This window comes from Streptomyces sp. NPDC024698 (genome assembly GCF_055559015.1).
Map to the genome: position 1 here is coordinate 1 of NZ_JBVHLK010000050.1, position 10,013 is coordinate 10,013.

Here is a 10,013-nt window from a genome sequence, read left to right on the forward strand (position 1 = left end):
AGACGTCTCGCTTCGAACCGGGGCAACCGCAGCCCGGCCAGCGCAGTTCGCAGCCGCTCAACATCGATGCGGCCGCGGTTGAGGGCTCCGTACATCGCCCCGTGCCCACGGCGATGCTCAGGCACCAGCGTCAGGTCCACCGGCGAGAGAACCGGCCCGTCGACACACAGCACCGCGTCGGTCAGTTCGAACAGTTCATCGCCCCGCGCGGTCAAACACTTCCACGAACGCTTCCCGCCGGACACGGCGATGCAGCACACTCATGACAACGGCCTTCGGTTGATCCCGTACCTCTGTGACGGAGCACAGGATCAAGCGAAGGCTGTTGCCATGTCCGGCAAATGCCCAGGTGAGCAGCCTAGTTCGAGGCCCATTTCGACACCGCCAGATAAAGAACAAGCTGAGAAGCTGTGCGTCCCGTGCCGTGCTTCGAGGAGATGCCATGCACCAGGTAGCCGTGGTCACCTTTGACGGATTCAACGAGCTCGACAGCTTCATCGCCTCCGCGTTGATCAACCGGTGCCGGAAGGACGGTCTGGAGGCCTTCATCACGACACCGACGCCGGTCGTCACGTCGATGAACGGTGTCGAGGTGACCGGACAGCGCCCGATGGAGTTCGTGACCGAAGCAGATGTCGTACTGATCGGCAGCGGGGTGAAGGCGCGCGAGGTGGTCGCCGACGACCGGTTGGTCTCCCGGCTGTCGCTCGACCCGTCGCGACAGCTGATCGGCGCGCAGTGCTCCGGAGCGCTGGTCCTCGCTCGGCTCGGATTGCTGAACGGCATGCCGGTGAGCACGGACGTGAAGAGCCGGCCCTTTGTGGAGGCATGCGACGTCACGGTGCTGGACACGCCGTTCCACGCCGAGGGGAACATCGCCACGGCGGGCGGCTGCCTGGCCTCCCAGTACCTCGCCACGTGGGTGATGACCCGTACGCTCGGGGAGGACGCCGTACGCGATGTCCTCGGCTACGTGGCCCCGGTCGGTGAGAGCCAGGAGACCGTCGAGCGCGCCCTGCGCGCCGTTCACGCCGGCGAGGTCGTACTGCGCTGACGCCTCGCCGATCGCCGCACGGACGAAGCCGAGGTGGGCGTGAGCCGGGCTTCAGTGGCCGCGACGATGCCAAGCCGGTAGCCAGATCTTCCGGGATGGGTCGAGTCCCAACCTGCGGCCGACGAGGCCACCAGCCGGCGCGTCGCCGTGCGCCTGCGGGCGCACAGCTGGGCACGACACGACCTCGGCATTCCCGGTGTCCCGGGCCAGGGTGATGTACCCCATGCCGGGGAACGCCAGACGGCCGATGCCTTCGATGCGGCCGCTGTCGACGGCGACCACGTCGCCGGCCACACGAATACGCGCGATCGGCCAGAACGGCTAGGACCAGCACGATCAGGAAGACCAGCTCACCACCCTCGCGGGTCAGCCGAGCCGAGAGAAAGCCGGGGCTGGAGTTCGATGGACCGGCGACCGCCGGGTGAGCGAAGAGCGGTCCGTGCCCACCCGGCGTGCAGGACACGTCCTGCTGGACTCCGTCTTCCCTGCGGACCTGGCTGCCCTCACAGGCCGGAGCCCCGAACTGGGCGCCCGATGTCGGACGGCCTGGCGGCATCGTGACGGCTCCGGGAGCCGTTGCCGCGGATGCTGGTCCCGCCCGACTCACACCAAACGCGCTTGACGCTATCATTGCGTCATTCTATCGTCGCTTCATGCTCTTCCCCATGCCAGACCTCACCGAAGCCGACTGCCGCGCGCTCGACGAGATCGACAGCATGCGTGCCGCCCTGCGCCACCAGGTGCAGAACTCCCCCACGAAGTGGACGTCCGGGCTGCGGAAATTCCTCACCGCAGATGCCGTGGCGGCCTCCAACTCCATCGAGGGTTTCAAAGTGGCCACCGTGGACGTCGAGGATCTGATGGAGGGAGAGAACGAGGTTGAGGTCTCCGAGGAGAACCGGGAGGAGACCCTTGCCTACCAGCGGATGATGACCTACATCCAGACCCTCCACGATGTCGAGGACTTCACCTACAGCAAGGCACTGCTCAACGGCCTGCACTGGATGCTGCAAGGCCACCGGCACAGCCCCCGCCGACCCGCCGGACAGTGGCGCAGGGGCCCGGTCTACGTAACCGACGCCCGTGACTCCAGCATCGCCGCCTACACCGCCCCCGACCCCGCGCTGGTGCCCGGCCTCATGCAAGAACTCGTCGACTGGCTCAACAGCGACGATGCCAGCCACCCTCTGGTCCGGGCCGCGATGGCCCACCTGCACCTCGTCTCCATCCACCCCTGGGCCGACGGCAACGGCCGCCTGTCGCGTTCCTTGCAGACCCTCATGATCGCCCGGGAAGGCGTCCTGGCACCCGAGTTCTCCTCCATCGAAAGCTGGCTGGGCCGGCCGGGCAACACTTGGGAGTACTACCGCGAACTCAACGACCGCGGCAGCCACTACCAACCCGAGCAGGACGTCTCCAGTTGGATCCGGTTCAGCCTGATCGCTTACCACCAACAAGCCCAGACCGTCCAGGGCCGCCTGGCGCGCTCCGGCCACGTGTGGAGCACTCTCGCCGACTTCGCCAACTCCAGCGGCCTTGACGAACGCACCGTCACCGCACTGCACGACGTCGCCATGGCCGGACGCGTACGCCGCACCCGCTACCAGGGCGCCGAAGCCCTCAGCCTCCAGCAGGCCCAGCGCGACCTGCGCGACCTCACCACCGCCCACATCCTCCAACCCGTGGGCCGCACCCGCGCCCGCTACTACACCGCCGGACCGCAATTCCCCCAAGACGCCCTCGACACCGCACACACACCCATGAGCCTCAGCAACCCCTACCGGACACCCAACTCCTGAGCAGAGCATCTCCAACCCACCGCGCCATGCCCGCACTTGGTACCTCGCGATACAGCCAACTGCACTGCCGTCTCACGCACCTGTGACCTCACAGGCCCGCCTACAGCTCAGCGCTTGGCTGCCGTGCAGGTCGGCCCCGGAGATGCCCACCGAGATCGGAAGCCCGTTGCGATCACAGATGACATGGACTTTCGACCCGCGCTTGCCGCGATCGGTCGGATTCGGTCCGGCCAAAGGCCTCACTCGACCGCGCGGATGCCGACCGAGTCGATCGCGCACCGCGACCAGTCCAGCTCACCGTTGGCGCCGAGCCGTTCGAGAACCAGCCGGTGCAGCTTGGCCCGCACCCGGGCCTTGGACCAATCGGTGAAGCGTCGATGGACCGTCTGCCAGGAGGCGTCGAAGACCGGCGGGAGTTGCCGCCAGGTGCAACCCGAGGTGGCAGCGAAGACGACCACCACGAGCACCGCACGGTCATCGCACCGCCGCCGGCCCCCGCCCTGCGCGCGCACCGGCAGCTCCGGCGCCACGGCCAGGAAGATCTCCCACAGCCCATCCGGCACCAGTCACTTAGCCATCCCCATGCCAGACCAACGAGCTACAGCCAATCGAGACATCGTCTGAGCGAAATTCCGCGGCTACTGTGCAGGCGTCCCGCCCGAAGAACACCGTGCGCCGCAGGCAGCAGTTCCTTCGAACTCAGCAGGCTTGAGATCGAACCGCCAGCGCGACCAGCCTCAGGCCTCCCACGGCCGCGGTCCCGCGTCCTCCTGCCAGCGGCGCAGTTGCGGACCGTCGACGCACACGATGCCGCACTGCTCCGCGTAGTCGAGCGCGGGGGCGGTGAAGTCGCTGGTGGTGACCACGACGGCGACGTCGGCGCCGTGGACGGTGAAGCAGGTGCCGCCGAAGCGCTGGAGGTCCTGCGAGCCGACCCGGTTGCCGTCGCAGTACCGCTTGCACTGGATGACGATCGAGCGCCCGTCGGGCGTCCTGGCCACGACGTCGGCGCCCAGGTCCCCGGCCCCGCCCACGACGTCCACGTCGAGGCAGCCGTCGCGCCGGCACAGCTCGGCCACCGCCTGTTCGAACTCGTCCGGGTCCAGGGCCTCGTAGGCGATCTCCACCGTGTCCACGGGCGTCTCGGGCACGGTCTCGGGAAGCAGGGCGGTGGGATCCGTGCCGAGGCAGCCGCCGCCGCAGGCGCCGGCTCCGGCGGGGACGAGGCCGACGGCGGGAGCAGGTGTCGCCGCGTCGAGTGCTTCGACCGCCGTCTGCGTGGCTTCGTCCAGGGCCAGGGCCGCGCGCCGCGCGATCCTCGCCGCCGATATGCGGCGCTTCCCGCGGCAGCCGGCCATGACGGCGCCGACGCCCACAAGGGTGAGCGCCACGGCCCAGGCGGGACGGTGCACCGCGGCCGCGGCCGCGGTGCGGGCGGCCGCTCCCACCAGAGCGAGGATGACCGCGAGGAGGGCGAAGTAGAGGGCCGTCGCCCGGAGTTCGAACCGGCGGGAGCTGCGTGCGGTACGCCGGGCGCGTGCGGGAACGGCCATGGTGATGTTTCCTCTTCTGGGATGTCAACGAAGATCAACTCGCGTCTTCCCAGGCATCGGCCGTTCTACCGGGTTCGTGAGAGTCAGGCCGTGCACCTCGCGAAAACCCGGACGTGGCATGCCTGCCTTGGCGCCCTCGACCTGGCAGGTGTGCAGATGTGGCGCACCACGACGGTGGCGCGTGGATCACAGGCGGATGACGATCAGGGCGACGTCGTCGCGGGTGATGCTGCTGACGCCGAGGTTCGCGAGCAGGGCGTCGGCGAGGCGTTCGGGTTCGCGGCGGGCATGACGGCCGAGCGCGTCGGTGAGGCGTCGCAGGCCGTCGTCGATGTCCTCGCCGCGGCGTTCGATGAGGCCGTCGGTGTAGAGCACGAAAGTGTCGCCGCGGGTGTAGGGCAGGGCGGCCTGGGGGTGGGGGACGGGTTCGGGGCGGGCTCCCAGCGGTGGGTCGGTGGCCTGGTCGAGAAGGTCGAAGGTGCCGTCGGGGTGGACCAGGATGGCGGGCGGGTGGCCGGCGCTGCTGTACAGGATGCGGCGGGCACGGGTGTCGACGACGGCTTGGACGACGGTGGTGGACAGCGCACCCTCCACGTCGCGTGCATACAGGCCCAGAACGTCCAGGGCATCCGCGGGCCACTCCACGGCCCGGACGGCGGCGGACAACGCGCTGCGGAGCATGCCCATGACGGCGGCGGCCTCAAGTCCGTGGCCGACGACATCGCCGACCGCGACGGCGAATCTGTCCTCGGGCAGGTCGACCACGTCATACCAGTCGCCGCACACGTTCAGCGCCCCGGCGGCGGGCAGGTAGCGCACCGCGGTCTCCCGGTGCCGGGCCAGATGAGGCGAGTGGAGCATGGCCTCCTGCAAGGTGAGGGCGACCTGGCGTTCCCGGGCATGGGCTTGGCGCAGTTCCTCGTTCAGCCGCTTGAGCTCACGCGCCCGCGCGTACAGTTCGACCTCCATCGCCTCCACGTCACTGAGCGCGCCGCCTTCGCGCAGGCGGGGGTGGGAGCGGATGAACGAGGTCACGTCCTCCCCCCGGTGAAGGATCCACTCCACCTGCCCATCCGGTCCGAGCACCGGAGTGTTGATCGCGGACCACCACCGCTCCTCGAACACTCCCGGCCGGCCGGCCACGGGAATGTCGTACTTCATCGGCGCCACCGTGTCCGGCTCCTTCGAGCGCAGAACCCGGTGCAGGGAGGCGTGCAGATTCCGCACCCCGTCGGCGTCCGGGTCCGCCGGATTCTCAGGGAAGGCATCGAAGAGATACCTCCCGAGGAGATCTTCCCGGGTGCGGCCGGTCACCCGGCAGGCCGCCTCGTTGATGTCGGCGAGCACCAGATCCGGGCGCAGCACCATGCAGGGGCTGGGGGTGACCGCGAACAGCGCCTGGTAGTCGATCGCCGGCCTCGCCACACGGTGCGGCCGCGCATCCTCAGCAGGGCTGCCCTCGTCCTTCACCCTTACGTTTCTACCGGTCGTCGGCGCCCTCAGCACCTGCGCACATCGCTGTCCCCAGGACCGGTACCCGCGCCGGCACTGTCTTCGAAGCCCCCCGGAGACCGTCACACGCCCGCCCGGTGTCCACCCCGCCACGGCACGATGGCCCGATCCATCACAGGACATCTCATCCGGGACCCCGAGATGGGGAGAAGAAGGGACGAACGCGCTGACCGAGGCGTGTGCACTCAGGGCGAGGAGACGGCATGACCGAATCCATCGATCGCACCATCGAGTCCGTATGGGACTATCCACGGCCCCCCGCTGTACTACGGGACGACCGCCTCGTCAGGATCGAATGCGGTGGCCACGTGATCGCCGAGACCCGACGGGCACTGCGGGTACTCGAGACCAGCCATCCCCCGACGTTCTACATCCCACCGGAAGACGTCAGGTCCGATCTGCTGCTCCCGACCAACGGGCACTCCTGGTGCGAATGGAAGGGCACCGCCCGCTACTGGGACCTGATCATCGGCCGCGAAGTACGCGGTCGTGCCGCCTGGAGCTACTCCAGCCCTGAACCCGCCTATACGGCCCTCAAGGGCTGTTTCGCCTTCTACGTCAGCCGCGTCGACCGCTGCCTCGTCGGCGGCGAAGAAGCGCGGGCCCAGGACGGAGACTTCTACGGCGGCTGGATCACCTCGGACGTACAAGGCCCCTTCAAGGGCGCGCCCACAACACAGGGGTGGTAGGGAGAGTCAACGCCGGCCGTCCCACCGGACCACATGCCGCACAGCTGACCATGTTCGCGATCGGCCACCCGGCCGTGACCGCGGTGGCACGGGTGCCACAGGGGTCAACCGTCTCCGCGGTCCAGAACACGACGGGCCGCCTCTGCTTCCGCCGCGGCCGGCGACAACTCGTCGAGCGTGTCCAGTTCGGCGTCTGCCTCCAGCTCGCTTTCCCAGGCCGCAGCGAGGCGCTCCTGCTCATCGCGGGGTTCGGCGTCGGCCCTCTGCCGGTCCTGCGGGTTCAGAGCCGCCAGAAATCTGGCCACCGAGTCCATCGGCATGCCGTACTCCTCGTCGCTGGGCAGCGTGTCGGTTTCCGCCCAGCATGGTCAATCGGCTTTCGGTCGGTCGCCTGACACGGCTTCAGCACACCCGGATGGCCGCAGCCGACGGGCAGCTGCGACGAAGGTCCGCCGGACCGCCGCGGGCCGAACATCGGCGGGGGTCCGGCACGCCCGCGACAGCGCGGATCGCCGTTGCCGCGTTCAGGGTCGCAACAAGGTGACCGTGCCCATGGCGGCAATCTGTTCCCCGGCCTTGACGAGGAAGCGCGAGGCGCCGCCTTCGTCCGCCACCTCTACGACCGCCCCGCGGCTTGGCACCGGCGCGTCGAGTCGCACAGCGATGCCGGCCACAGCGGACGGCAGGGCCCCTCGGTAAAGCAGCGTCGCCTGCCTTCCGGCTTCCATGACGGCGAGCGCCGGCAGCAGGGCGGGGCGGCCCGGGAGGAGCACCGGGTGCCCGGGGTCGCAGGGGGCGATCACGAGTCGCCCTTGCGCTCCGCGCGCGAGAAGCACGTCCGGTTCGGCCGACGCTCCCACGGCGGCCGGGGCGGGACGCAGCAGGCCCGGATACGGCGTGGAGGCCACCTCCAGTGGAGGGCGTGAAGGGCGGGCCAGCGTCATGCCGCAGGCGCCGAAGCGCGTGCCGGCGTGAAAGAACTCGGCCGTCAGACGGTACGCGGCGACAGTACCCATTCGTACGACGAGATCGCTGACCGTGACGTGCACCAGGACGTCCGACGCGGCGCCGCGCTCGACCGGTTGTGCTCTCGGGTCCACTCCCAGGCTCACCGAGACGGGCTGGAGTCGGCTGTCATCCGCTCCCTTGAGATACCGCGACTCCAGGGCGGCGGCGAGCTGACGGGCAGACTCGGCCATGAGCAGGGGATGATGCGTCACCACGAGTGCACGCTCGTTCAGTGCATGCCATCGAGGCCACTGGCACAGTGCTTCGAAGAAGCGGCTTCCCCGTCGGCTCAGCGATTCGACCAGCGTCGCCGACATCGACTGCAACCCCAGCTCGCGCCATGTCGGCGGCCCGCCCGGCCCCGCGCGTCGCCCGGCCGAAACGTCCTCGATCCCGCTGTCGAGCAGTTCCGTCACCGGGCTCGTCTCCATGGTCACCATGTCTCGCATCAGCGTCTTCCAGGTCGGAAAGGCGCGCGTCCGCTGAGCGCAGATGCAGGCCGGACGGGTCGTGGCCGATGCGGCCCGTCGATCAGTGGTCGGCTCCCGCGGAATCGCTCTGCTCGTAGTTGGCCAGTGCCAGCCCGAGGGCGAAGAAGGTGGGCGCCCACTCCCCCACGAAGATGCCCCAACGGTCGGCCCGCTCCAGGTTCTCCTGCTTGTTGGACGCCAGCCAGGAGACGAGCGAAAGGCCGATGGAGCCGAAGGCCGCGGCGTAGGCGTGTTCACTCTGGACGCCCGCATCGTGCAGCTTCTTCACGATCATTGCTTTCCCTCTCATCACGGACCGGTGAAAAATTTTGGGATGCTTTCACCACTTTTCCGGTGTCATGGCGTCCGCGGATGCAGGGGCTGACCGCACGCGCTCTTCTTCACGACGAAGCCCGGCCTCATCGCGAAGGAGCAGGCACGCCGCCGCGCGGTCCTGCGTGCTTGCGTGAACTGGGCTCCACAAGGCGGGATTTGACGGGGATGGGCCGGGACGACGGGGCCGGACCGCGCAGTCCGAGGCGGCGAGTGCCGGCCGGGCGCCACAGCCGGCGGGCGCAGCTGAGGATCACACGCTCGTGGGCCGGCCGGGGAGCGGGCGTGAGTTGCTGCGGCCGGTCCACTGCCGCATCCAGGGGTCGATCACCTGCCGAAGAAGGGAGGCGAGTCGTCCGATGCCCCGGGACGCCATCCGGGGTACGGGAGGTGTGTCGTGACTCCTCCCCCTCGTGAACGAGGGGGCTTCTCGCTATGCCGGTTGGGCGTCGCGACGGGCCAGCCCGGCCCGTAGAACGTTGATGGCTCCCACTGTGTCGGCGTGCGCGGTGTGGGCGCAGGCGACGCAGTGGAACTTTTCCTGTGTGGGCCGGTTCTCCTTGGCGGTGTGCCCGCATTCGGGGCACTCGCGTGAGGTGTTACGGGGGTCCACGGCGATCACTTCCCGTCCGGCGCTTTCAGCCTTGGCGTGCAGGATCGTCAGGAAAACCCCCCATCCGGCATCGTTGATCGACCTGTTGAGTCCGGCCTTGGCGGCGCCACCGTTGGGCAGGAACGCGCCTGCCTGGTCGGGGTCGGGCTTCGGCGCGGGCGACCTGACCATGTTGCGGATCTTGAGGTCTTCGTGCGCGATGAAACCGTGTCGGCGTACGAGGTCCAGAGCGGTCTTGTGCGCGTGGTCGAGCCGCTGGCGGCGCACCTTGCCGTGCAGAGCGGCGACGCGCTCCGCGGCCCGCTGATGGTTCTTGGTGCGGTCCTTCGCCTTGCGGCGCGGGTACCGGGACAGCGCCCGCTGTGCGGTCTCCAACTCGGCGGCGGCCTTGCGGGCGTGGCGCGGGTTGGCGATGTGCTCGCCGTGAGAGGTGGTGAGGAACGAGGCGATGCCGAGGTCGATGCCGACCACGCTGCCGCTCTGGGGAAGAGGCTCGGGCCGGGGCTGCTCTGCGGCCAGGACGACGTACCACTTGCGGCGCTCGCGCTTGACGGACACGGTCTTGACCCTGCCGACCACAGGCCGGTGCTGGTTGACCTTGACATGACCGACGCCCTGGAAGCGAACACGGGTCACGGGGTCGTGCGGCGCGGAGTCCCACCGGCAGCCGTCCCCGTCCTTGGGGAAGTCCACCGTGTCGAACCAGTTCACCCCACGAAAGCGCGGGTAACCGGGCGTCTCGCCGGACTTGACGCGACGAAAAAACGCCTGCATCGCCTTGTCGAGACGGCGCAGGGTGGCCTGCTGCGAGGAGAACGACCAGCGGCCCTGCCGCTCCGGGTCGAACGCCCGGATCTCCTTGAGCTGCCCAGACTGGATCCCGTACTTGACGCTCGTCTTCGACACGTGCCGGTAGGCGTCACGGCGTTCCTGCAATGCCCCGTTGTAGAGGGAGCAGTGATCCCGCAGCATCTCGCCCAGT

The 10,013-nt window shown here is 69.0% G+C and carries 11 protein-coding genes and 1 pseudogene; 3 read left to right on the plus strand and 9 right to left on the minus strand.

Going from position 1 to position 10,013, the window contains the following annotated elements; genetic code table 11:
* The coding region (locus ACZ4AA_RS38150) for a transposase (protein WP_467613271.1) at positions 1 to 260 on the minus strand (260 nt) is incomplete at its 3' end.
* 182 nt (positions 261 to 442) lie between these two features.
* On the opposite strand from ACZ4AA_RS38150, the gene ACZ4AA_RS38155 reads away from it, so the two are divergent.
* Positions 443 to 1,054, plus strand: coding sequence for a DJ-1/PfpI family protein (locus ACZ4AA_RS38155; RefSeq protein WP_467613274.1), 612 nt, complete (start codon positions 443 to 445; stop codon positions 1,052 to 1,054).
* A gap of 51 nt (positions 1,055 to 1,105) precedes the next feature.
* Here the strand turns inward: ACZ4AA_RS38155 and ACZ4AA_RS38160 are convergent, their stop codons facing one another.
* A complete protein-coding gene (locus ACZ4AA_RS38160) occupies positions 1,106 to 1,348 on the minus strand; it encodes a hypothetical protein (protein WP_467613276.1) in 243 nt (80 codons plus the stop codon).
* Positions 1,349 to 1,707: 359 nt separating this feature from the next.
* Between ACZ4AA_RS38160 and ACZ4AA_RS38165 the strand changes: the two genes are divergently transcribed.
* Entirely contained in the window at positions 1,708 to 2,853 is a 1,146-nt protein-coding gene (locus ACZ4AA_RS38165) for a Fic family protein (protein WP_467613278.1), read from the plus strand.
* A 108-nt stretch (positions 2,854 to 2,961) separates the two neighbouring features.
* Here ACZ4AA_RS38165 and ACZ4AA_RS38170 read toward each other — a convergent pair.
* The 3 genes and pseudogenes from ACZ4AA_RS38170 to ACZ4AA_RS38180 form a co-directional block, all read right to left on the minus strand.
* A pseudogene (locus tag ACZ4AA_RS38170) lies at positions 2,962 to 3,419 on the minus strand (transposase); the annotation flags it as partial.
* 171 nt (positions 3,420 to 3,590) lie between these two features.
* The gene (locus ACZ4AA_RS38175) at positions 3,591 to 4,406 is read right to left on the minus strand and encodes a restriction endonuclease (protein WP_467613280.1); all 816 of its coding nucleotides are present in this window, start codon (positions 4,404 to 4,406) and stop codon (positions 3,591 to 3,593) included.
* Between the two features lie 186 nt (positions 4,407 to 4,592).
* Positions 4,593 to 5,831 (minus strand): PP2C family protein-serine/threonine phosphatase, encoded by a 1,239-nt coding sequence (locus ACZ4AA_RS38180; RefSeq protein ID WP_467613282.1) that lies wholly within the window; start codon positions 5,829 to 5,831, stop codon positions 4,593 to 4,595.
* Between the two features lie 290 nt (positions 5,832 to 6,121).
* Here ACZ4AA_RS38180 and ACZ4AA_RS38185 point away from each other — a divergent pair, with 290 nt between their 5' ends.
* Positions 6,122 to 6,607 (plus strand): DUF427 domain-containing protein, encoded by a 486-nt coding sequence (locus ACZ4AA_RS38185; protein WP_467613284.1) that lies wholly within the window; start codon positions 6,122 to 6,124, stop codon positions 6,605 to 6,607.
* Between the two features lie 104 nt (positions 6,608 to 6,711).
* Here ACZ4AA_RS38185 and ACZ4AA_RS38190 read toward each other — a convergent pair whose 3' ends face one another.
* The 4 genes from ACZ4AA_RS38190 to ACZ4AA_RS38205 form a co-directional block, all read right to left on the minus strand.
* Complete coding sequence (locus ACZ4AA_RS38190) at positions 6,712 to 6,927, minus strand: hypothetical protein (protein WP_467613286.1); 216 nt, start codon at positions 6,925 to 6,927, stop codon at positions 6,712 to 6,714.
* A 204-nt stretch (positions 6,928 to 7,131) separates the two neighbouring features.
* Positions 7,132 to 8,055 carry a hypothetical protein gene (locus tag ACZ4AA_RS38195; protein WP_467613288.1) on the minus strand — a complete coding sequence of 308 codons (924 nt, stop codon included), beginning with the start codon at positions 8,053 to 8,055 and terminating at the stop codon, positions 7,132 to 7,134.
* Between the two features lie 91 nt (positions 8,056 to 8,146).
* Positions 8,147 to 8,380: a hypothetical protein gene (locus ACZ4AA_RS38200; protein ID WP_328557983.1), complete on the minus strand. Its 234-nt coding sequence runs from the start codon at positions 8,378 to 8,380 to the stop codon at positions 8,147 to 8,149.
* A 471-nt stretch (positions 8,381 to 8,851) separates the two neighbouring features.
* Entirely contained in the window at positions 8,852 to 10,012 is a 1,161-nt protein-coding gene (locus ACZ4AA_RS38205; protein WP_467613290.1) for an RNA-guided endonuclease InsQ/TnpB family protein, read from the minus strand.
* Position 10,013 lies beyond the last annotated feature (1 nt).